The following is a 22,563-nucleotide window of genomic DNA, read 5'->3' as shown; positions in this document are numbered from 1 at the left end:
GGCAAGCATTTGTAGAATAGTTAAAGGGTAATCAATGAAAACCGTAACCGTAAGAAATCTCGTTATTGGCGATGGTGCGCCGAAGATCATTGTGTCGCTGATGGGTATAGACATCGCAACGGTAAAAAGCGAAGCGCTGGCCTATCGCGAAGCGGATTTCGACATTCTGGAATGGCGCGTTGACCATTTCGGCGATGTCTCTTCCACAGATGCCGTGCTGGAAGCGGCTCGCGCCATCCGCGATGTGATAGCGGACAAACCGCTACTTTTCACCTTCCGCAGCGCCAAAGAAGGCGGTGAACAGGCACTGTCTGTCGAAAACTATATTGCACTTAACCGCGCGGCGGTAGACAGCGGTCTGGTGGATATGATCGATCTGGAACTGTTTACCGGAGACGAACTGGTCAAAGCGACCGTCGAGCATGCGCACGCGAAAAATGTCTTTGTGATTATGTCCAATCACGATTTTCATAAGACACCAGCTGCAGAAGAGATTGTCCAGCGCCTGCGTAAAATGCAGGAACTAGGCGCAGACATCCCCAAAATTGCCTTGATGCCGCAAAATAAAGCGGATGTTCTGACGCTGCTTAGCGCCACGCTGGAAATGCAAGAACGCTATGCCGATCGCCCGATAATCACCATGTCGATGGCTAAAACAGGGGTGATTTCACGTCTGTCTGGTGAAGTTTTCGGTTCAGCGGCAACCTTTGGGGCAGTAAAAAAAGCCTCCGCCCCAGGACAAATTTCGGTCACCGACCTGCGTACTGTATTGACAATATTGCATCAGGCTTAATTACAGATATATCCATATTAATATCAGTAATGCCCTACCCCAGATATTCGTCTAACCACGGATATCTGGCCGATGATTAAACGTTATTAAATAACTCACAATATTATTGTCGAATATAGCGACAGGTAGTCGCACGCATATAATCTGGAGTTCACATGAAATTTTCAATACCAAATCGTATAGATGGTCGGGTACCCGTATTATCCGCAGCAGATGCAGTTAATTATATTCCTGATGAAGCAACTCTTTGTGTATTAGGTGCAGGTGGCGGTATTCTCGAAGCAACAACATTAATTAACGCGCTGGCTGAAAAATATAAAAACTCTCAGTCACCACGAAATCTAGCGTTGATTAGCCCTACAGGTCTGGGTGACCGTGCCGACCGGGGAATTAGCCCGCTGGCACAGGAAGGCTTAGTCAAATGGGCATTATGCGGACACTGGGGACAATCACCACGAATCTCCGACCTGGCGGAACAAAATAAAATTGCCGCCTATAACTATCCTCAGGGCGTATTAACCCAAACCCTGCGTGCATCGGCAGCCCACCAGCCTGGGATCCTCAGTGATATCGGCATCGGTACATTTGTTGACCCTCGCCAACAGGGCGGTAAGCTGAATGAAGTGACCACCGAAGATCTGATCAAATTGGTGGAAATTGATAACAAAGAGTACCTGTATTACAAAGCCATTGCGCCAAACATCGCCTTTATTCGCGCCACCACCTGTGACAGCGAAGGCTATGCCACCTTTGAAGATGAAGTTATGTATCTTGATGCGCTGGTGATTGCCCAGGCCGTACACAATAACGGCGGCATCGTTATGATGCAGGTGCAAAAAATGGTGAAGAAAGCCACTTTGCATCCGAAGTCGGTACGTATTCCCGGCTATCTGGTCGATATTGTGGTCATCGACCCCGACCAAACGCAACTGTACGGTGGTGCGCCGGTTAACCGCTTTATCTCTGGCGATTTTGTGCTCGATGACAGCCAACAAACTGCCCTGCCGCTCAATCAGCGTAAACTGGTGGCCCGACGCGCCCTGTTTGAAATGCGCAAAGGTGCGGTCGGCAACGTTGGCGTAGGTATTGCCGATGGCATTGGTCTCGTCGCGCGCGAAGAAGGCTGTGCTGACGATTTTATTCTGACAGTCGAAACGGGTCCGATTGGCGGCATCACCTCTCAAGGCATTGCTTTCGGTGCCAACGTCAACACTCGCGCCATTCTGGATATGACGTCCCAGTTTGACTTCTATCACGGTGGCGGGCTGGATGTGTGCTATTTAAGTTTTGCCGAAGTGGATCGCCACGGCAACGTCGGCGTACACAAATTCAATGGCAAAATCATGGGTACCGGCGGTTTTATCGATATTAGCGCCACTTCCAAAAAAATTATTTTCTGCGGCACGTTAACTGCCGGAAGTCTGAAAACGGAAGTTGCGGACGGTAAGTTAAATATCGTGCAGGAAGGTCGGGTGAAAAAATTCGTTAATGAATTACCTGAAGTGACTTTCAGCGGAAAAATTGCCCTCGAACGTGGACTTGATGTGCGTTACATCACTGAACGCGCTGTATTTACGTTAAAAGCAGATGGTCTTCATTTAATCGAAATTGCACCGGGAGTCTCTTTACAGGAAGACATCCTGGACAAAATGGATTTCACACCGATTATTTCCCCAGACCTGAAATTGATGGACGAAAGATTATTTATCGATGCCTCGATGGGCTTTGTATTACCCGACGCAGCCAATTAAAAGGAGTACCCTGATGGACTTTTCATTAACTGAAGAACAAGAACTGTTGCTTGCCAGCATTCGTGAGCTGATTACCAGCAATTTCCCGGAGGAGTATTTCCGTACCTGCGATCAGACGGCGACTTATCCGAAGGAATTTATGCGAGCCCTTGCGGACAACGGCATTTCGATGCTGGGCGTTCCGGAAGAGTTTGGCGGCATACCGGCTGATTACGTCACCCAGATGCTGGCGCTGATGGAAGTGTCAAAATGTGGCGCGCCCGCTTTTTTGATCACTAACGGTCAGTGCATCCACAGCATGCGACGTTTTGGCTCCGCCGAGCAGCTGCGTAAAACAGCAGAAAGCACCATGGAAACGGGCGATCCGGCGTATGCGCTGGCATTAACCGAGCCGGGAGCAGGCTCCGATAATAATAGTGCCACCACCAGCTACACCCGCAAAAATGGCAAGGTGTATCTCAACGGGCAAAAAACGTTTATCACTGGCGCTAAAGAGTATCCATACATGCTGGTACTGGCTCGCGACCCGGAGCCGAAAGATCCGAAGAAAGCCTTTACGTTGTGGTGGGTGGATTCTAAGAAACCGGGCATTAAGGTTAACCCGCTGCATAAAATCGGCTGGCACATGTTAAGCACCTGCGAAGTCTATCTTGATGACGTTGAAGTGGACGAAAGCGATATGGTCGGCGAAGAAGGCATGGGCTTCCTCAACGTAATGTACAACTTCGAAATGGAACGCCTGATCAACGCCGCGCGCAGCACGGGTTTTGCCGAATGCGCCTTCGAAGATGCCGCCCGCTACGCTAACCAGCGCATCGCATTTGGTAAGCCGATCGGTCATAACCAGATGATCCAGGAAAAACTGGCGCTGATGGCAATCAAAATTGAAAACATGCGCAATATGGTGCTGAAGGTCGCCTGGCAGGCCGATCAGGAACAGTCGCTGCGAACCAGTGCGGCACTGGCAAAACTGTATTGTGCACGTACGGCAATGGAAGTGATTGACGACGCAATTCAGATCATGGGCGGACTGGGTTACACCGATGAAGCACGCGTATCCCGATTCTGGCGCGATGTCCGCTGTGAGCGCATTGGCGGTGGTACCGATGAAATCATGATTTACGTCGCCGGTCGCCAAATCCTAAAGGATTATCAGAATAAGTAAGCGGTATAACTGACCGGATAGCGCAGATACGCTATCCGGGACGGTGCGGGAGAATCAAACTTCAGGCATCAAGCATTCCTGCTCAGCAAGGTTATTTTTAAACTGCTTACGATAATCGCTGGGCGTACACCCCACATGCCGCTGAAAAAGTTTGGCAAAATGATCGACGTTTTCATACCCTACCCGCCACGAAATTTCCGCCAACGAGGCCTCCGTATTGGTCAGGGAAAATTTCGCTTCTGTCATTCGCCGTTGAATAACATAATTGATGGGTGATATACGATACTCGCGGGTAAATTCATGGCAGATATAGCTCACGCTGGCGCGGAATTTTTTAGATAACTGTTCGAGAGTAATTTTTTCGCGGAAGTTGTTATTTAAATAGACCAATACATCTTTAATTAAGACATCTTTTTTAATATATCCCTGTTCAGAGCGGTAAGCATTTTTAAAGTTTTCGTAATATAACACGGTTAATGCATACGCGAATGCGTCATAAGCGGAAGACGTCAGGTTGTTCTTGCTCTGCGGGAGCATCACCCCCAGCTCATTAAAAATACTCTTAATAACCTCTTTACCCTGGCTGACGCTAATGACCGGACACGAGTGCATCTGCAATAGCTGATTGTCCTGCCAACTGTTAAACCGGAAACCGTAGAGTGCGCAGGTGTAAGTGGTAGCAGGTGCGCTGCTATCAGATGCAACCGCATGCAATCGCCCTTGCTCAATCACCACAATGTCCCCGGCATGCGCGACATACAGCGAAGAGTCGATGATTAATCTTGCAACCCCCTTTTTAACATAGATAAGCTCCGTTTCATTATCATGAACATGATGTCCGGACTCCCAGTTAGGATCATCGCTAATGACGAATCGGGAAAATCTCGGCGTTTTCCCCTGCTCAAAAAGGGTCTCAATGGCATTATCAAAGCAGCGTTGATACATGACAACCTCCACCTAAAGGCAGTAATTTTGTGAATAATGAATATCGAAAAGTGAAAACGATAATAACGTTATACAACGTTATTCCTTGCTGGCGAAACAAAATTATTTGCGTCGACTGCAAGATGATACCTCCTGCCTCATTGCGTTGTTTTCCACGTTTATTTCCGTTTGATAAAAAACGAAAAGAATAAATGTTATTAATTCAACATTAACAATTTACATATCAGAAACAATTTAAGCGTAAAAACGATAAAAAACATGATGCATTTCGCAATTATCCTTCCCTGGTTTGTTTGCTCTTTTTTCTCTTCAGTACACAAGGCCGAGCTCTCGTTTATAAAACAAGCATTCCCGCAGCACTTTTTTTTGCAAGATTGTTGGGAATGAAAACAGATTGCCCCGTCGAAAACTGTCCCCTCTCTGCCGCAAACTATTTTCAGTTAATTTTCCCTACTGTGGATGACTGGAGATGCCATGAAAATAATAACCTGCTTTAAGTTGGTGCCTGAAGAACAGGACATTGTTGTTACCCCACAGCATTCGCTTAACTTTGACCGGGCCGATGCCAAAATCAGCCAGTTTGATCTGAATGCGATTGAGGCCGCGGCGCAACTGAGTGCGGAGGGTGATGAAATCGTCGCTTTAACCGTGGGCGGATCGCTACTGCAAAATTCCAAAGTGCGTAAAGACGTGCTGTCACGTGGACCGGACAGTTTGTTCATGGTGCAGGATCCGCAATTGGAGCATTCATTGCCCCGCGACACCGCTCAAGCGCTGGCCTGCGCGGCCAAAAATATGAATTTCGACCTGATGCTGTTCGGAGAAGGATCGGGGGATATCTATGCCCAACAGGTTGGCTTACTGGTTGGCGAACTGTTGCAACTCCCGGTGATTAACGCCGTCAGCAACATCCAACGTAACGGCGACCGCATTGTGGTTGAGCGCGTGCTGGAAGACGAGGTTGAAGTGATCGACCTGCCGCTCCCCGCCGTACTCTGCGTAACCTCGGATATCAACACGCCGCGTATTCCCTCAATGAAAGCCATTCTCGGCGCGGGTAAAAAGCCCGTCACACCATGGCAAGCCAGCAATATTGGCTGGACGCCTGCGTCACCGTTAGCGGAACTGGTAAGCCTCACTGTACCGCCACAAACAGAACGTAAGCACATCATTCTGGAAAATGACTCGGCTGAAGCCATTGCCGAACTGGCTGAACACCTTAAAAAAGCCCTGAACTAAGCTCAACGGAGAGAAATTGTCATGAGTAAATTAGCTAACGTATGGGTGTTCAGCGATAACGTAGAACGCTACGCAGAATTAATGACCGGCGCACGTCAGTGGGGTGAGCATGTCCATCTTATTGTACAAGGCAGCGAACAGGCTAATCAGGTTAAACCTCTGGGTGCCGATGAAATAATCGTGCTCGAAGCCCCCTCCGGTTTACAGCGTGTAGAAAATTACGCCGAAACCATCGCGGCGCTGATGCAAGAACACGCCGGAATGCTGTTGATGTCAGCCACAAAGCGCGCGAAATCACTTGGGGCACGGTTAAGCATCCAACTCAATGCCGCGATGGTGAACGACGCAATATCGGTGACTCTTGAGGATGGCACAGTGTTCGCAGAGCACCGAATGTATGGTGGGCTGGCATTCGGCAAAGAAAAAATCAAAAGCGCGCTGGCAATTATCACTCTTGCCCCTGGCCTGCTTGAACCTGTAGCGGAAAACGCCTCGCACAACTGCCCTGTTGTCCCAGCAGCTTACATCGCACCGCTTCATGAAATTATGTGCCAGGAACGTCGCGCTAAATCCGTGAGCAGCGTGGACCTCAGTAAAGCCAAACGTGTGGTTGGCGTGGGTCGCGGCCTGGTTGCGCAACACGATCTGGAGATGGTGCATCAGTTGGCATCGGTACTGGGGGCAGAAGTGGGCTGCTCGCGCCCGATCGCCGAAGGCGAAAACTGGATGGAGCGCGAACGCTACATTGGCGTTTCTGGTGTGTTACTGAAGTCAGACCTTTATCTGACGTTGGGCATTTCAGGACAAATTCAGCATATGGTCGGTGGTAACGGCGCGAAAGTCATTGTTGCTATCAACAAAGACAAGAAAGCCCCTATTTTCAATTATGCCGATTACGGCCTGGTAGGCGACATCTACAAAGTTGTTCCGGCCCTTATCGAACATCTCAGCCGCTAATCCCCCCATTTAACGCACATCTCCCGCTGCCCTTGCAGCGGGAAAGGAGCATAAAGCATGTCAGATGAAAAATTTGATGCCATTGTGGTCGGTGCTGGCGTGGCGGGTACGGTTGCAGGCTACGTTATGGCTCTGTCCGGACTGGACGTGCTGGTCATTGAGCGCGGAAACAGTGCAGGCAGTAAAAATATGACCGGCGGAAGACTCTACGCGCATAGCCTTGAGCGCATCATGCCAGGGTTCGCGCAGGAGGCGCCGCTCGAGCGTAAAGTCACCCGCGAAAAAATCTCCTTTCTGACCGAAGAAAGCGCCGTCACTCTCGATTTCCATCGTGAAAAAGCTGACGCACCAACGCAGGATTCGTATACCGTTTTGCGCAACAGACTCGACCCATGGCTAATGGAAAAAGCGGAACAAGCTGGCGTGCAGTTCATCCCCGGTGTGCGCGTCGATGCTCTGATCCGAGAAGGTAATAAGGTCACCGGAGTCCAGGCCGGTGACGATATCCTGGAAGCCAATATTGTCATCCTGGCCGATGGCGTCAACTCTATGCTGGGGCGGTCCCTGGGGATGGTTCCTCCCTCTTCTGCACATCACTATGCCGTTGGCGTAAAAGAGCTGATCGGCTTACCTCCAGCGGTCATTGCAGATCGCTTCAACCTTTCAGGTAATGAAGGCGCGGCCTGGCTGTTTGCAGGCTCACCGTCTGATGGATTGATGGGAGGAGGTTTTTTGTATACCAACCAGGACTCCATCTCTCTGGGGCTGGTGTGTGGTCTGGGGGATATTGCCCATGCCACAAAAAGTATTCCACAAATGCTGGAAGACTTTAAGCAACATCCAACTATTCGACCATTGATTGCCGGAGGTGAATTACTGGAATATTCCGCGCATATGGTGTCGGAAGGCGGTCTGGCAATGGTTCCAAAGCTGGTCGATGACGGTGTGATGATCGTCGGTGATGCCGCCGGTTTCTGTTTGAACCTGGGTTTCACGGTGCGAGGTATGGATTTGGCCATCGCTTCCGCAGAAGCCGCTGCCCAAACAGCCATTGCAGCAAAAGAACGACAGGATTTCTCTGCCAGCAGCCTGATGGACTACAAACGCGCGCTTGAACAAGGCTGTGTGATGCGTGATTTACAACATTTTCGCAAGATCCCGGCGTTGATGGAAAACCCACGTTTGTTCACCCAGTATCCGCGTATGGTGGCCGACATCATGAGCGATATGTTCACCGTTGACGGACGTCCAAATCAACCGGTTCGCAAGATGATTATGTCCCATGCCAAACAAATCGGACTGATGAACTTACTGAAAGACGGTATCAAGGGGGCAACTGCACTATGAGTCAGGACAATACTGTTAACGTTGACGTCAAACTGGGCGTCAATAAATTCAATGTCGATGAAGGCCACCCGCACATCATCCTGGCCGAACATCCAGACCTTAATGAATTTCGCAAGCTGCTGAAAGCCTGCCCCGCCGGGCTGTATAAGCAGGACGAGAGTGGAAACATTCATTTTGATTCTGCTGGTTGCCTGGAGTGCGGAACGTGTCGAGTACTGTGCGGCGACACGATCCTCGACCAATGGGAATATCCGGTCGGAACATTTGGCATTGATTTTCGCTACGGCTAACGGATTTTGCCTGTAGTACACCGGTTCGGCCACGCCGGCCATCCGGTCAGATGTATGCCGAAATCATCCAGGGAATAACTTCATGAGTATCACACTAACGTTTAACGCCGAACGTCGCGAAGTCTGGCGGCAACAGGGTTTATGGGGAGATGCTTCGCTTGGCGATTACTGGAACCAAACTGCCAGAGCCATGCCAGATAAAATCGCGGTGGTTGATAACCATGGCGCTTCATACACCTATGCTGCACTCGATAGCGCGGCCAGCAGTCTGGCAACCTGGTTTTTAGCCTGCGGTATTCAACCTGGCGATCGCATTGCCTTCCAGCTACCGGGCTGGTGCGAGTTTACGATTATCTACCTGGCCTGCCTCAAAACCGGGGCCGTTTCCGTACCGCTGCTGCCAGCGTGGCGTGAAGCAGAGCTGGTATGGGTGCTGAATAAGTGCAAAGCGAAGATTTTTTTCGCACCGACGCTGTTTAAACAGACCCGACCGGTCGATCTGATCCTGCCCTTACAAAACCAGTTGCCACATCTGCAACAGATCGTTGCCGTGGATAAACTGGCTCCGGCAACGACCTCGCTAGCGCTCAGCCAACTGCTTTTAGCTCCGCCATTAACCCAAACGATTAATGTTCACGCCGATGAACTGGCGGCGGTGTTGTTTACCTCCGGTACCGAGGGAATGCCAAAAGGCGTAATGCTGACCCACAACAACATCCTTGCCAGCGAGCGCGCCTACTGTGCCCGTCTTAATCTCACCTGGCAGGATGTGTTTTTAATGCCAGCACCACTGGGACACGCTACCGGTTTTCTGCATGGCGTTACCGCACCGTTTTTAATCGGCGCACGCAGCGTATTGTTAGATATTTTCACCCCAGCCGCCTGTCTTGAACTGCTGGAACAACAACGCTGTACCTGTGTGCTCGGCGCAACGCCCTTCGTCTACGACATGTTGTGTAGCATGGACAAACGGCCAAGCGATCTCTCATCGCTACGCTTTTTCTTATGTGGGGGCACAACCATTCCACAGAAGATTGCCCGTGACTGCCAGCAGCTCGGCATAAAATTATTAAGCATTTATGGCTCGACAGAGAGTTCCCCGCATGCGCTGGTCAATCTCGATGATTCGCTTTCTCGCATGATGGATACCGACGGATATGCTGCTGCAGGCGTCGAAATTAAAGTCGTCGATGAAGCGCGCAATACGTTGCCTGTGGGTGTAGAAGGCGAAGAAGCCTCACGCGGTCCCAATGTGTTTATGGGCTATCTCGATGAACCCGAACTCACCGCCCGTGCGCTGGATCAAGACGGCTGGTATTACAGCGGCGACTTATGCCGAATGGACGATGCGGGGTACATCAAAATCACCGGACGGAAAAAAGATATCATTGTCCGCGGTGGAGAAAACATCAGCAGCCGCGAAGTTGAGGATATTTTATTGCAGCACCCCCGCATTCACGATGCCTGCGTTGTCGCGATGCCGGACGAACGCTTAGGTGAAAGGTCATGTGCTTATGTGGTGCTAAAACCGCCGCATCATTCGCTGTCACTGGAGTCAGTGGTAGCCTTTTTTAGTCGCAAGCGGGTGGCAAAGTACAAATACCCTGAGCACATTGTGATCGTGGAGAAATTACCACGCACAGCGTCCGGTAAAGTACAAAAATACCAACTGCGTCAGGATATTATTCAGCGTTTGAGCGTGGAGAGTGTTGCAGGATAAAGTGCCGGATGGCGACGCTAGCGTATCTTATCCGGCCTACGTTGAATAGGCCGGATAAGGCATGATGTTACTTGTTCAGTTCAGCCAGACTTAGCCAGGTCTGTACGACAGTGTCCGGGTTCAGCGACAGGCTGTCGATCCCCTCTTCCATCAGCCAGGCCGCAAAGTCTTCATGGTCAGATGGGCCCTGACCGCAAATACCCACGTATTTGCCCTGTTTCTTGGCTGCACGAATCGCCATTGACAGCAGCGCTTTCACCGCGTCGTTACGCTCATCAAACAGTTCAGAAACCACACCAGAGTCACGATCCAGACCCAGCGCCAACTGCGTCATGTCGTTTGAGCCGATGGAGAAGCCGTCGAAGTACTCGAGGAACTGCTCGGCCAGCAAGGCGTTAGACGGGATCTCACACATCATGATGATCTTCAGTCCGTTCTCACCGCGTTTCAGCCCCTGGCGTGCCAGCTCTTCCACCACCGCTTTCGCCTGGGCAACGGTACGTACAAACGGTACCATCACTTCAACGTTAGTCAGGCCCATATCGTTACGGACACGTTTCACTGCGTCACATTCCAACGCGAAACAGTCGCGAAAGCTATCAGCAACGTAACGGCCCGCCCCACGGAAGCCCAGCATCGGGTTCTCTTCATGCGGTTCATAACGCTCACCGCCGACCAGGTTGGCATATTCGTTGGACTTAAAGTCAGACATACGCACGATGACGCGTTTAGGATAAAACGCCGCTCCCAGCGTCGCGATCCCTTCCGTCAGACGACCAACGTAGAATTCACGCGGAGAATCGAAACCTTTCATCATGGCGCGGATTTCATTTTGTAGCTCAGGCGTCTGGTCATCAAACTCCAGCAGTGCACGCGGGTGGACGCCAATCATGCGGTTGATGATAAATTCCAGACGCGCCAGACCAACACCTTCGTTTGGCAGGCAGGCGAAGTCGAAAGCGCGGTCCGGGTTACCGACGTTCATCATCACCTTCAACGGCAGATCCGGCATGGTCTCCACGCTGGAACTCTTCACGCTAAAGTCGAGCATGTCAGCGTAAACATAACCGGTGTCGCCTTCGGCACAAGAGACAGTAACCTTCTCACCATCTTTCATGCGCTCGGTCGCATCGCCACAGCCCACCACGGCTGGGATCCCCAGCTCACGGGCAATGATTGCCGCGTGACAGGTACGACCGCCACGGTTGGTGACAATCGCCGCTGCTTTCTTCATGATCGGTTCCCAGTCCGGGTCGGTCATGTCGGTAACCAGTACGTCGCCTGGTTCGATACGGTTCATTTCGCTGATGTCCTGGATGACTTTGACCGGACCCGCGCCAATGCGGTGACCGATGGCACGACCTTCAGCAATAATTTTACCCTGCGCATGCAGCGTATAACGCTCCATCACCTGGCCACGAGAACGCACGGTTTCCGGGCGCGCCTGAACAATGAACAGCTTACCGGTATGACCGTCTTTCGCCCATTCGATATCCATCGGACGACCGTAGTGCTTCTCGATCTGCACCGCCTGCTTGGCCAGTTCCTGCACTTCTTCGTTAGTCAGGGAGAAAATGTCGCGTTGTTCCTGCGGCACATCTTCGATCGTTACCTGCTTACCGTGTTCCTGAGTCGGCGCGTAGATCATGCGGATTTTTTTCGAACCCATGGTGCGACGAACGATAGCCGGACGGTTAGCCGCCAGCGTCGGTTTATGCACGTAGAATTCATCCGGGTTAACGGCCCCTTGCACGACCATCTCGCCCAGGCCCCATGCAGACGTGATAAACACCACCTGATCGAAACCGGATTCGGTATCGATGGAGAACATGACGCCGGAAGACGCGAGGTCAGAACGCACCATCCGCTGCACACCCGCAGAGAGCGCTACGCCACGATGGTCATAACCCTGGTGGACACGATAAGAGATCGCGCGGTCGTTAAACAGCGAAGCAAATACGTGTTTGATGGCAACCAGCACGGCATCAAATCCCTGGACGTTGAGGAAGGTTTCCTGCTGACCGGCAAATGACGCATCTGGCATATCTTCTGCGGTAGCGGAAGATCGCACAGCAAAAGAGGCATGGGCATCGTCCGCTGACAGCTGCGCGTAGGCATCGCGGACGGCATTTTCCAGCTCCGGCTGGAAAGGAGTGTCGATAATCCACTGGCGGATCTGCGCGCCGGCTTTTGCAAGCTCGGTGACATCGTCAATATCCGTTTTATCCAGCAGCTCATAAATGCGCTGGTTTACACCGCTCTGGTCCAGAAACTGGTTAAACGCGTCGGCGGTCGTTGCAAAACCATTCGGTACGGAAACACCCATACCTGAAAGGTTAGTAATCATTTCACCCAGGGAGGCATTTTTGCCCCCAACTCTGTCTACATCATTCATGCCGAGTTGGTTATACCAAAGCACCAGCGGTGACGAGCCATTGTTGGACATCGAACAATCCTTATATTTGAACGAGGTTAGGAAACTCAATTTTGCGTAATTATCTTTGCATATTTACTCCAGCGAAAAAAACGGTGAATCGTTCAAGCAACTTTATTTTTTATTTTTTCAGATTGTTTCCGCATTTGCGCAAACCCGCGAGCCACAGGGGATCTCCACAAAAACTACCGGTATAAACATTTGTTCCGAAAAATGAAATGCACTTTTCATTAATTATAAAAATACCGTTTCATTTTATAAAAAAGATGCAGCAATATTCGCTTCTGGCGAATTTTAATTTATGCTTTCAGAGAATTATGTCTGCCCAGGATGAGCAAAATGGATAATGCTGTTGATCGTCACGTATTTTATATTTCTGATGGTACGGCCATCACCGCCGAGGTCTTGGGTCACGCGGTGATGTCGCAATTCCCGGTCACGATCAGCAGCATTACGCTGCCGTTTGTGGAAAATGAGAGTCGTGCGCGCGCGGTTAAAGACCAGATTGACGCGATCTACCAACAAACTGGCGTGCGCCCTTTGGTGTTTTACTCCATCGTCCTGCCCGAAATTCGCTCAATCATTCTGCAAAGCGAGGGATTTTGTCAGGATATAGTGCAGGCGCTGGTTGCCCCACTACAACACGAGATGAAGCTCGACCCTACACCTATCGCCCATCGCACGCACGGTCTGAATCCCGGTAACCTCAACAAGTACGACGCGCGCATTGCCGCCATTGACTACACCCTCGCCCACGACGACGGTATTTCGTTGCGCAACCTCGATCAGGCCCAGGTGATCCTGCTCGGCGTTTCTCGTTGCGGCAAAACCCCAACCAGTTTGTATCTGGCCATGCAGTTTGGTATCCGCGCCGCCAACTACCCCTTTATTGCCGATGATATGGATAATTTGGTGCTGCCCGCCTCTCTGAAGCCGTTGCAGCATAAGCTGTTCGGTCTGACTATCGACCCTGAGCGCCTGGCGGCCATCCGCGAAGAGCGCCGTGAGAACAGCCGTTACGCCTCGCTGCGACAGTGCCGAATGGAAGTTGCTGAGGTAGAAGCGCTGTACCGGAAAAACCAGATCCCCTGGCTGAACAGTACCAATTATTCGGTAGAAGAGATTGCTACCAAGATCCTCGATATCATGGGACTGAATCGCCGCATGTACTAGAATGCTAGTGCATTGGTTCGATTTTTTGTTATGATGCTCGCCACCAGGCAGGATGAGTGTGATATTGTGATGTACATCACTTCCCGGTAGTCCTGCCGTTGAAGCAACAAATTTCTGAGACAAATAATGAACAGAACCGATGAACTCCGTACTGCGCGTATTGACAACCTGGTCACTCCAGCAGAGCTTGCGCAACGGCATCCTGTTTCATCCTCCGTCGCCCGTCATGTTACGGACTCCCGACGTCGGATAGAAAAAATTTTAAATGGTGAAGACCCCCGTTTACTGGTGATCGTAGGTCCCTGCTCGATTCACGATCTTGATGCCGCGATGGAATACGCGACACGATTACAGGCGCTGCGCACAAAGCACCAGGCGCGTCTGGAAATCGTGATGCGTACCTATTTTGAAAAGCCACGCACCGTCGTGGGCTGGAAAGGCCTGATTTCCGACCCGGATTTGAACGGCAGTTATCGTGTAAACCACGGTATTGAACTGGCGCGAAAACTGCTGTTGCAGGTCAACGAACTGGGCGTCCCCACGGCGACTGAATTCCTCGACATGGTGACCGGCCAGTTTATTGCCGATTTAATCAGTTGGGGAGCTATTGGCGCGCGCACCACCGAAAGTCAGATCCATCGTGAAATGGCCTCCGCGCTCTCCTGCCCGGTCGGTTTTAAGAACGGAACGGATGGCAACACGCGCATCGCCGTCGATGCGATTCGCGCCTCCCGCGCCAGTCACATGTTCCTCTCGCCGGATAAAACCGGTCAGATGACCATTTATCAGACCAGCGGTAACCCTTACGGGCATATCATCATGCGTGGCGGTAAAAAGCCGAATTATTATGCTGAAGATATTGCCGCCGCCTGCGATACCCTGCACGAATTTTCCCTGCCTGAGCATCTGGTGGTCGATTTTAGCCACGGCAATTGCCAGAAGCAGCATCGTCGTCAGTTGGACGTTTGTGACGACGTGTGCCAGCAAATTCGTAACGGTTCGACGGCAATTGCCGGGATCATGGCGGAGAGTTTCCTGCGTGAAGGTACTCAAAAAATCGTTAGCGGCCAGCCGTTGGTTTACGGTCAGTCTATTACCGACCCGTGCCTGAACTGGGAAGATACTGAACTGTTGGTTGAAAAACTCGCCTCTGCGGTTGATAGCCGTTTTTAATGCTGTTCGCCGGGCAATATCACTTTGCCCGGTGCTAATCCTTTGTTTTTCCCCGATTGTTGTGCAAAAAACGTTCTCGTCACAATTATTTCACAAAAACGCTTGCCGCAAATTTGCAGTTTGATGATAATGATTATCATTGTTACATTGATTGTTATTTTTAAACACTATGTCACGTATGGATAACACAACGGCTACGCCTACAAAAGACACAACACCGCCTTCCGTCGCGCCAAACGAGCGACGAATTGACAGTAAAACCCTGCTGGGTAACGAAGGACGCGTGATCATAGAGCATGATGGTCAGCACTACCTGCTGCGCCAGACGCAAGCCGGAAAACTCATTCTGACTAAATAAACAACACATTTCGCCAGCCACCCAGGTCATACCCAGGCAGCCAGCGCTTTTCGATTTCCTAATGGAGAGTTGCTATGCCTTACCTGCACACCGCTTCCCTGCGCCCATCGCTGTTGGCGCTGGCGATTGTCAGTAACCTGCCCGCCGTAGCCTATGCGGCGGTCGAGGATATGACCGTCACCGCCACCGGCAATGCCCGTAGTGCCTTTGAAGCGCCGATGATGGTCAGCGTGATTGATGCCACCGCCCCGGAAAACCAGACCGCCAGTTCGGCAGCCGATCTGTTGCGGACGGTTCCGGGTCTAACCCTCGATGGAACGGGTCGTACCAACGGCCAGGACGTGAATCTGCGCGGCTACGATCGACGTGGCGTTCTGGTACTGGTTGACGGTGTTCGTCAGGGAACTGACACCGGACACCTGAACAGCACCTTCCTCGACCCGGCGCTTATCAAACGTATCGAAGTCGTGCGTGGCCCTTCCGCACTACTGTACGGTAGCGGCGCGCTGGGCGGCGTGATCGCCTATGACACTGCGGATGCCAAAGATCTGCTGGAAGCCGGACAAAACAGCGGTTACCGCGTGTTCGGTACCGCGGCAACTGGCGATCACAGCCTCGGTATGGGCGCCAGCGCATTTGGGCGCACCGATACGCTGGACGGACTGCTTGCATGGTCGAGTCGCGATCGCGGTGATTTGCGCCAGAGCGACGGTACTACAGCGCCAAACGATGAAGCGATCAACAATATGTTGGCGAAAGGTAGCTGGAAAATTGACAGCGCCCAGACGTTGGCCGGCTCGCTGCGATACTACAACAATGACGCCCGGGAACCTAAAAACCCGCAGACCAGTGCGGCGGATGCCAGCAACCCGATGACCAACCGTTCAACGATCCAGCGTGATGCGCAACTGACCTACTCGCTTGCTCCGGCGGACAATGACTGGCTGAACGCGGATGCCCGTATCTACTGGTCCGAAGCGCGCATTAATGCTCAGAACGCAGATAACACTGGCGAATTTCGCAAGCAAACCACCAAAGGCGGGAAGATCGACAACCGCAGCCGCCTGTTTACCGACTCTTTTGCATCTCACCTGTTGACCTACGGCGGTGAATACTATCGCCAGGAACAACAACCGGGTGGTTCAACCACCGGTTTCCCGGAGGCAAAGATCGATTTCAGCTCCGGTTGGCTACAGGATGAAATCACCCTGCGTGACCTGCCGGTTACGCTGCTGGGCGGTACCCGTTATGACTCTTATCGCGGCAGCAGCGACGGCTATGAAGATGTTGATGCTGACAAATGGTCGTCCCGCGCCGGACTCACCGTTACGCCAGCCGACTGGCTGATGCTGTTCGGTTCATACGCTCAGGCCTTCCGTGCGCCAACCATGGGCGAGATGTATAACGATGCGAAACACTTCTCGATTGGTCGTTTCTACACTAACTACTGGGTGCCAAACCCTAACCTGCGCCCGGAAACTAACGAAACGCAGGAATACGGATTTGGCCTGCGCTTTGACGATCTGCTGATGGCGAGCGATGCGCTCGAATTTAAAGCCAGCTATTTCGATACCAAAGCAAAAGATTACATCTCCACCAGCGTTGACTTTGCCGCTGCGACAACCATGTCCTATAACGTTCCCAATGCCAAAATCTGGGGTTGGGACGTGATGGCGAAATATACCGCCGACCTGTTCAGCCTCGACATGGCCTATAACCGCACACGCGGCAAAGATACTGACACAGGTGAATACATTTCCAGCATTAACCCCGACACCGTCACCAGCAAACTGAATGTGCCGGTTGCGCACAGCGGTTTCTCCGTAGGCTGGATTGGGACATTTGCTGACCGTTCAACGCATATCAGCAGCACCTACGCTAAACAGCCTGGCTATGCGGTAAACGATTTTTACGTGAGCTATCAGGGCCAACAAGCGCTGAAAGGCATGACCACCACGCTGGTACTGGGCAACGCCTTTGACAAAGAGTACTGGTCGCCGCAAGGCATTCCGCAGGATGGTCGTAATGGCAAAATTTTCGTGAGTTATCAGTGGTAATCACTTTTCCCCGGTTCGCCGGGGCCGCAATCTGGAAGGAAGAGACAATGAATCATTACACACGCTGGCTGGAACTGAAGAAAGAAAATCCCGGAAAATACGCACGTGACATTGCAGGATTGATGAATATTAGCGAAGCCGAACTGACCTTTGCGCGCGTCGGCCATGACGCCTGGCGCTTACGTGGCGAAGTCCGCGAAATCCTCGGCGCACTGGAAGCCGTAGGTGAAACCAAATGCATTTGCCGCAACGAATATGCGGTGCATGAACAGGTTGGCGCTTTTACCAATCAGCACCTGAACGGCCATGCCGGGCTAGTTCTTAATCCGCGTGCCCTCGACCTGCGCCTGTTCCTCAATCAGTGGGCAAGCGCTTTTCATATCAGTGAGACTACCGCCCACGGCGAGCGTCAGAGCATTCAATTCTTTGACCATCAGGGAGACGCACTGCTGAAGGTCTATACCACACAAAATACCTTCGTTGAGGAATGGGCGGCGTTGCTGACCCGTTTCATCTTTGCAGAAAACCCGCCGCTGGTGCTGCAACCCGTCAACAATTCTGTGCCTGCCGCCGTCACTGTCGACGCACAGACTGTTGATCAAGAGTGGCGAGCGATGACCGATGTCCATCAGTTCTTCGGTCTGCTTAAACGCCACGATCTCACCCGCCAACAGGCGTTTAATCTGGTTGGCGACGACCTGGCCTGTAAGGTTTCTAATAGTGCACTGGCGCAATTACTCAACACCGCGCGTCAGGATGGCAACGAAATTATGGTTTTTGTGGGTAATCGCGGCTGTGTACAGATATTTACCGGCGTGATTGAAAAACTGGTACCGATGAAAGGCTGGCTGAACATCTTCAACCCAACCTTTACCCTGCATCTACTGGAAGAGAGCGTGGCGGAAACGTGGGTGACGCGTAAACCGACCGCCGATGGTCACGTCACCAGTCTGGAGCTGTTTGCTGCCGACGGCACGCAAATCGCCCAGCTGTATGGTCAACGTACGGAAGGCGAGCCGGAGCAGACACAATGGCGCGCACAGATTGACGCACTGACGCCGAAAGGACTGGCCGCATGAAAAAACTGCTGGCCCTGATCGCGCTGCTGCCCTTCGCGGCGCTGGCTGCGCCCGAGGAACGGGTTGTTGCGCTCGGTGGCGATGTCACCGAGATTGTCTACGCACTGGGAGCACAACCCTCCCTTGTGGCGAGAGACAGCACAAGCCAGTGGCCTGTTGCGGCAACCGCGTTACCTGATGTTGGTTATTTGCGCCAGCTCAACGCCGAAGGGATCCTGGCTACCCGCCCTACGCTGGTCCTTGCCAGCGCGCAGGCACAGCCCTCTTTAGCGCTAAAACAGCTTGAGCAGAGCAACGTCAGGGTTGTCACGATCCCAGCAAGCAACGATCTTAACGCGATTGATGAAAAAGTTCGGGTTATCGCTGAGGCTACTCATCGGGAGGCCGACGGCGAAACGCTGCGCGCAACGTTACGTCAGGAACTGGCGACGCTCCCGTCGTCTGAACTTAATAAACGTGTGCTGTTTATTCTCAATCATGGCGGGATGACCGCAATGGCGGCGGGCCAGCAAACCGGAGCCGATGCGGCGATTCGTGCCGCAGGTCTACGCAACGCCATGCAGGGCGTTAATCGCTATCAGCCGCTGTCACAAGAAGGCGTCATTGCCAGCCAACCCGATCTGGTGGTGATTTCGCAGGACGGCGTTAAGGCGATGGGTGGCGAAGATAACCTGTGGGCGCTACCGGGACTTGCGCAAACACCTGCCGGAAGGAATAAACAGGTATTGCAGGTTGACGATATGGCGCTGTTGGGCTTCAGCGTTCGCACGCCACAGGCTATTTTGCAGCTTCGTGCTAAAGCGGAGCAATTGCCCTGATGTCCCGGCGGATCACCTGTTCGTTGTGGATGTTGGCATTGATGCTGGTTGCAATGACGGTTCTGGCTACCGGTTTTGGCGCGTTGCGCCTGCCGGTAAGTCTGCTCTGGCGTGATGGCGATGAGGCACTGCGTCAAATCTGGATCACGATTCGCCTTCCCCGCGTCCTGCTGGCGCTGGTGATTGGCGCCTCTCTGGCGCTCGCTGGCTGCGTGATGCAGGGACTGTTTCGCAATCCGCTTGCAGACCCTGGATTACTGGGAATAAGCAGCGGCGCCGCCTGCGCTGTGGCCCTGTGGGTGGTGCTGCCTGTCTCTTTGCCCGCGCTGATGATGTTGTATGCTCCAATGCTGGCCGCTTTTTTCGGCGCGCTAGCGGCAACAGTAGTGATTTTTATCCTCAGCCAACAGCGCGACGGTTCGCTCTCCCGCCTGCTGCTGGTCGGCATTGCCATCAACGCGCTCTGCGGGGCGGCGGTTGGCGTACTGTCGTGGGTCAGTAATGATGCGCAACTGCGCCAGCTGTCGCTATGGGGAATGGGAAGTCTGGGGGCCGCACAGTGGTCCACGCTGTTGGCTGTCACTTCACTGACAATCCCGACAGTGCTGATCATCTGGCGACTTGCTCCGGCGCTGAATCTTCTGCAACTGGGTGAGGAAGAGGCGCATTATCTCGGCGTTGATGTACGTACAATCCAGCGTATTTTGCTGCTTTGTAGCGCATTACTGGTTGCCTCAGCCGTGGCGGTAAGCGGGGTGATTGGCTTTATCGGGTTGGTAATCCCACATTTAATACGTATGTGGCTCGGCTCAGACCATCGGGCCGTTATTCCGGGTTCCGTGCTGGCGGGCGCGTTTTTATTGCTGATTGCCGACACCCTGGCCCGTACGGCGGTTGCGCCTGCGGAGATGCCGGTCGGTCTGTTGACCAGTCTTCTCGGCGCACCGTGGTTTTTATGGCTTATTTTTCGTCAGCGAGGAGCGCATGGCTGAACATTTCATCGCTGAAGGGCTTCACTATCACGTAGCTGGCAGAGCGGTGATTGACGACGTATCGCTCGCCCTTACAAAAGGTGAACTGGTTGCGCTCATCGGCCCAAACGGTGCGGGGAAATCCACCCTGCTGCGCCTGCTGACCGGTTTTCTCAAACCAGCAACCGGGCGTTGCGTGCTGGCGGGCAAACCGCTGCATGAATGGTCTACCCAGACCCTGTCGCGGCATCGGGCAGTGATGCGCCAGCAAACACAGTTGGGATTCGACTGGCCGGTAGAGGCCGTCATCGCGATGGGCCGCGCGCCGTGGACCCAACAGCAGGAGCCCCGGCTTATCGCTCAGGTGATGGAAATGACCGGATGCACAACGTTGGCGGGTCGGCAATACGCCGCGCTTTCCGGCGGTGAGCAACAGCGAGTACAGTTGGCCCGTGCGCTGGCACAACTCTGGTGCGACGGTGCGCCTCACGGTTGGTTATTCCTTGATGAACCGACCTCCGCGCTCGATCTTTATCACCAGCAGCATCTGTTGCGCATGCTAAAAACGCTTACCTCTTCGGGAGAGCTACATGTGTGCATTGTGCTTCACGATCTGAACCTCGCCGCACTGTGGGCAGACAGAATAGTGCTGCTGCACAACGGCAGGCTGGTATCGCAGGGAACACCGGAAACTGTGTTACAGGCCGATGATCTGAAGCGCTGGTACGGTGCTCAGGTACATGTTGTCCAGCATCCGGCCAACGCCTCCCCGCAGGTATTTCTGGCCCCTTAGCTTGAACAACTCACTTCCAGCCGTTTTCCCCAGTCAGGTGGACGGCTGACATAGTCATCATCACGATCGGCAAACGGGGTACGCAACGCCTGGTGCAACCGATGCAGCTCGGCGTAATCCCCCTGCTCTGCCTGACTAATCGCCCGTTGCGCCAGCCAGTTACGTAATACCATCGCCGGGTTAGCCGCCTTCATCTGTGTTTGTCTGGCAGCATCGGCAATATTGTCTTGCTGAAGACGCGAGCGATACCGCGTGAACCAGTCGTCAAACGCTGCGCGGTCGATAAACTCATCGCGCAACGGAGATTGCGCACTGTGTTGTTCCGTTTGGCTGAGCATGCGAAACGTTCGCGTATAGTCGCTTCTTTCCCGCGACATCAGACTAAACAGCTCGCTAAGCAGTTCGTTATCGTCTTTCTGCTCGCTAAAGAAGCCGAGCTTTTGCCGCATCCGCTGACCGTAGCGAGTTAACAGCGCCAGCTGGTAACTGTCCAGCGCATCATTGAGCGCCTCGACCGGGATAAACGGCGACAGGGTTTGCGCCAGACGTTGCAGGTTCCACAACGCGGCGGCCGGTTGATTATCGAAACTGTATCGCCCCTGGTTGTCAGAGTGATTGCAGATATAATCGGGCACGTAATCATCAAGAAAACCGAATGGACCGTAATCCATCGTCAGACCCAGAATCGACATGTTGTCCGTATTCATAACACCATGCGCAAACCCTACCGCTTGCCAGTCAGCGATTAACGTCGCAGTACGCGTGACAACATCGTTAAACCACAGCTGATATTTATCGGCGTCTTCCTGCCATTGCGGCCAGTAATGGCGAATCGCAAAGTCAGCCAACTGGCGCACTTTTTCCGGCTCCCGGCGATAGTAAAAATGCTCAAAATGGCCAAACCGCATATGGCTTTGCGCCACGCGGATAAGCATCGCTCCCGCTTCGACCGTTTCGCGATACACCGGCGTGTCGCTGGTGACAATCGACAATGCCCGCGTGGTCGGTATTCCCAGGTAGTGCATCGCTTCGCTAGCAAGGCTTTCGCGAATGGTCGAGCGCAGCACGGCGCGCCCATCCCCCATGCGGGAATACGGTGTGAGTCCGGCGCCTTTCAGGTGCCAGTCAAACGTTGAACCATCCGCGAGCTGTTGTTCGCCCAGCAGGATCCCACGTCCGTCGCCAAGCTGACCTGCCCAGACGCCGAACTGATGCCCACTATAAACCTGGGCTAAAGGCGACATCCCGGGAAGCAGCGATTCGCCTCCCCAAACGCCCGCACCAGTTGAAATATCAAATAGCGCCGCAGGAATAGCTAATTGCTCCGCCAGCGCATCGTTATGCCAGATAAGGCGCGCATTTTTCAAAGGGGTGGGTGAAAGCGCGGTATAAGTTGCTGGTAGTTCATCACGCCAGCGAGTGGTAAAAGACAGGGTCATAGAGCCTCCTGCCTCTAGTGTAGACTGTTAATAGCCTGTTAAACACCAGCAAATAAAAGGG

19 protein-coding genes are annotated in these 22,563 nt (G+C 52.8%); 16 read left to right on the top strand and 3 right to left on the bottom strand.

What is annotated here, in order from left to right; translation table 11 throughout:
• Positions 1–34 precede the first annotated feature (34 nt).
• The 3 genes from aroD (at position 35) to WC1_RS13875 (ending at position 3,709) form a co-directional block, all read left to right on the top strand.
• Positions 35–793 (top strand): type I 3-dehydroquinate dehydratase, encoded by a 759-nt coding sequence (gene aroD, locus WC1_RS13865; protein ID WP_003836605.1) that lies wholly within the window; start codon positions 35–37, stop codon positions 791–793.
• A gap of 155 nt (positions 794–948) precedes the next feature.
• Positions 949–2,544, top strand: coding sequence for an acyl CoA:acetate/3-ketoacid CoA transferase (locus tag WC1_RS13870; protein WP_003836608.1), 1,596 nt, complete (start codon positions 949–951; stop codon positions 2,542–2,544).
• A gap of 13 nt (positions 2,545–2,557) precedes the next feature.
• Complete coding sequence (locus tag WC1_RS13875; protein WP_003836610.1) at positions 2,558–3,709, top strand: acyl-CoA dehydrogenase; 1,152 nt, start codon at positions 2,558–2,560, stop codon at positions 3,707–3,709.
• A 54-nt stretch (positions 3,710–3,763) separates the two neighbouring features.
• Here the strand turns inward: WC1_RS13875 and WC1_RS13880 are convergent, their stop codons facing one another.
• A complete protein-coding gene (locus WC1_RS13880; RefSeq protein ID WP_003836612.1) occupies positions 3,764–4,654 on the bottom strand; it encodes an AraC family transcriptional regulator in 891 nt (296 codons plus the stop codon).
• 474 nt (positions 4,655–5,128) lie between these two features.
• Between WC1_RS13880 and WC1_RS13885 the strand changes: the two genes are divergently transcribed.
• The 5 genes from WC1_RS13885 (at position 5,129) to fadK (ending at position 10,207) form a co-directional block, all read left to right on the top strand.
• The gene (locus WC1_RS13885) at positions 5,129–5,893 is read left to right on the top strand and encodes an electron transfer flavoprotein (RefSeq protein WP_003843472.1); all 765 of its coding nucleotides are present in this window, start codon (positions 5,129–5,131) and stop codon (positions 5,891–5,893) included.
• 21 nt (positions 5,894–5,914) lie between these two features.
• Positions 5,915–6,850 (top strand): electron transfer flavoprotein subunit alpha, encoded by a 936-nt coding sequence (locus WC1_RS13890; RefSeq protein WP_003836617.1) that lies wholly within the window; start codon positions 5,915–5,917, stop codon positions 6,848–6,850.
• A gap of 57 nt (positions 6,851–6,907) precedes the next feature.
• Positions 6,908–8,197, top strand: coding sequence for an FAD-dependent oxidoreductase (locus tag WC1_RS13895; protein WP_016150135.1), 1,290 nt, complete (start codon positions 6,908–6,910; stop codon positions 8,195–8,197).
• Positions 8,194–8,487, top strand: coding sequence for a ferredoxin family protein (locus WC1_RS13900; RefSeq protein ID WP_003836621.1), 294 nt, complete (start codon positions 8,194–8,196; stop codon positions 8,485–8,487). Before WC1_RS13895 ends, WC1_RS13900 begins: the two co-directional genes overlap by 4 nt.
• An 82-nt stretch (positions 8,488–8,569) precedes the next feature.
• Positions 8,570–10,207, top strand: coding sequence for a medium-chain fatty-acid--CoA ligase (gene fadK / locus WC1_RS13905; RefSeq protein ID WP_016150134.1), 1,638 nt, complete (start codon positions 8,570–8,572; stop codon positions 10,205–10,207).
• 67 nt (positions 10,208–10,274) lie between these two features.
• Here fadK and ppsA read toward each other — a convergent pair whose 3' ends face one another.
• Positions 10,275–12,653, bottom strand: coding sequence for a phosphoenolpyruvate synthase (gene ppsA, locus WC1_RS13910; protein WP_003030548.1), 2,379 nt, complete (start codon positions 12,651–12,653; stop codon positions 10,275–10,277).
• Positions 12,654–12,980: 327 nt separating this feature from the next.
• Between ppsA and ppsR the strand changes: the two genes are divergently transcribed.
• The 8 genes from ppsR (at position 12,981) to WC1_RS13950 (ending at position 21,063) form a co-directional block, all read left to right on the top strand.
• Positions 12,981–13,814, top strand: a complete 834-nt coding sequence (gene ppsR, locus WC1_RS13915; RefSeq protein WP_003030553.1) for a posphoenolpyruvate synthetase regulatory kinase/phosphorylase PpsR — start codon at positions 12,981–12,983, stop codon at positions 13,812–13,814.
• A gap of 126 nt (positions 13,815–13,940) precedes the next feature.
• Positions 13,941–14,987 carry a 3-deoxy-7-phosphoheptulonate synthase AroH gene (aroH, locus tag WC1_RS13920; protein ID WP_003030555.1) on the top strand — a complete coding sequence of 349 codons (1,047 nt, stop codon included), beginning with the start codon at positions 13,941–13,943 and terminating at the stop codon, positions 14,985–14,987.
• Positions 14,988–15,156: 169 nt separating this feature from the next.
• Positions 15,157–15,345: a hemin uptake protein HemP gene (hemP, locus tag WC1_RS13925; RefSeq protein WP_003030556.1), complete on the top strand. Its 189-nt coding sequence runs from the start codon at positions 15,157–15,159 to the stop codon at positions 15,343–15,345.
• A 74-nt stretch (positions 15,346–15,419) separates the two neighbouring features.
• Positions 15,420–17,402: a TonB-dependent hemoglobin/transferrin/lactoferrin family receptor gene (locus WC1_RS13930; protein ID WP_003030557.1), complete on the top strand. Its 1,983-nt coding sequence runs from the start codon at positions 15,420–15,422 to the stop codon at positions 17,400–17,402.
• A gap of 47 nt (positions 17,403–17,449) precedes the next feature.
• Entirely contained in the window at positions 17,450–18,481 is a 1,032-nt protein-coding gene (gene chuS, locus WC1_RS13935; RefSeq protein ID WP_016150133.1) for a hematinate-forming heme oxygenase ChuS, read from the top strand.
• On the top strand, positions 18,478–19,299 hold the full coding sequence (locus WC1_RS13940; RefSeq protein WP_003843463.1) for a heme/hemin ABC transporter substrate-binding protein: 822 nt from the start codon (positions 18,478–18,480) through the stop codon (positions 19,297–19,299). Before chuS ends, WC1_RS13940 begins: the two co-directional genes overlap by 4 nt.
• Positions 19,299–20,291 carry a FecCD family ABC transporter permease gene (locus WC1_RS13945; RefSeq protein WP_003836640.1) on the top strand — a complete coding sequence of 331 codons (993 nt, stop codon included), beginning with the start codon at positions 19,299–19,301 and terminating at the stop codon, positions 20,289–20,291. The genes WC1_RS13940 and WC1_RS13945 overlap by 1 nt, the downstream gene beginning before the upstream one ends.
• The gene (locus tag WC1_RS13950) at positions 20,284–21,063 is read left to right on the top strand and encodes a heme ABC transporter ATP-binding protein (protein ID WP_016150132.1); all 780 of its coding nucleotides are present in this window, start codon (positions 20,284–20,286) and stop codon (positions 21,061–21,063) included. The genes WC1_RS13945 and WC1_RS13950 overlap by 8 nt, the downstream gene beginning before the upstream one ends.
• Here WC1_RS13950 and selO read toward each other — a convergent pair.
• Positions 21,060–22,502 (bottom strand): protein adenylyltransferase SelO, encoded by a 1,443-nt coding sequence (selO, locus tag WC1_RS13955; RefSeq protein WP_016150131.1) that lies wholly within the window; start codon positions 22,500–22,502, stop codon positions 21,060–21,062. The genes WC1_RS13950 and selO overlap by 4 nt on opposite strands.
• Between the last annotated feature and the right edge of the window lie 61 nt (positions 22,503–22,563).

It is taken from the genome of Citrobacter sp. KTE30, from assembly GCF_000398825.1.
GTDB lineage: Bacteria > Pseudomonadota > Gammaproteobacteria > Enterobacterales > Enterobacteriaceae > Citrobacter > Citrobacter freundii.
Note: the sequence above shows the minus strand (reverse complement) of the source record. Positions and strands in the feature narration are given on the sequence as shown.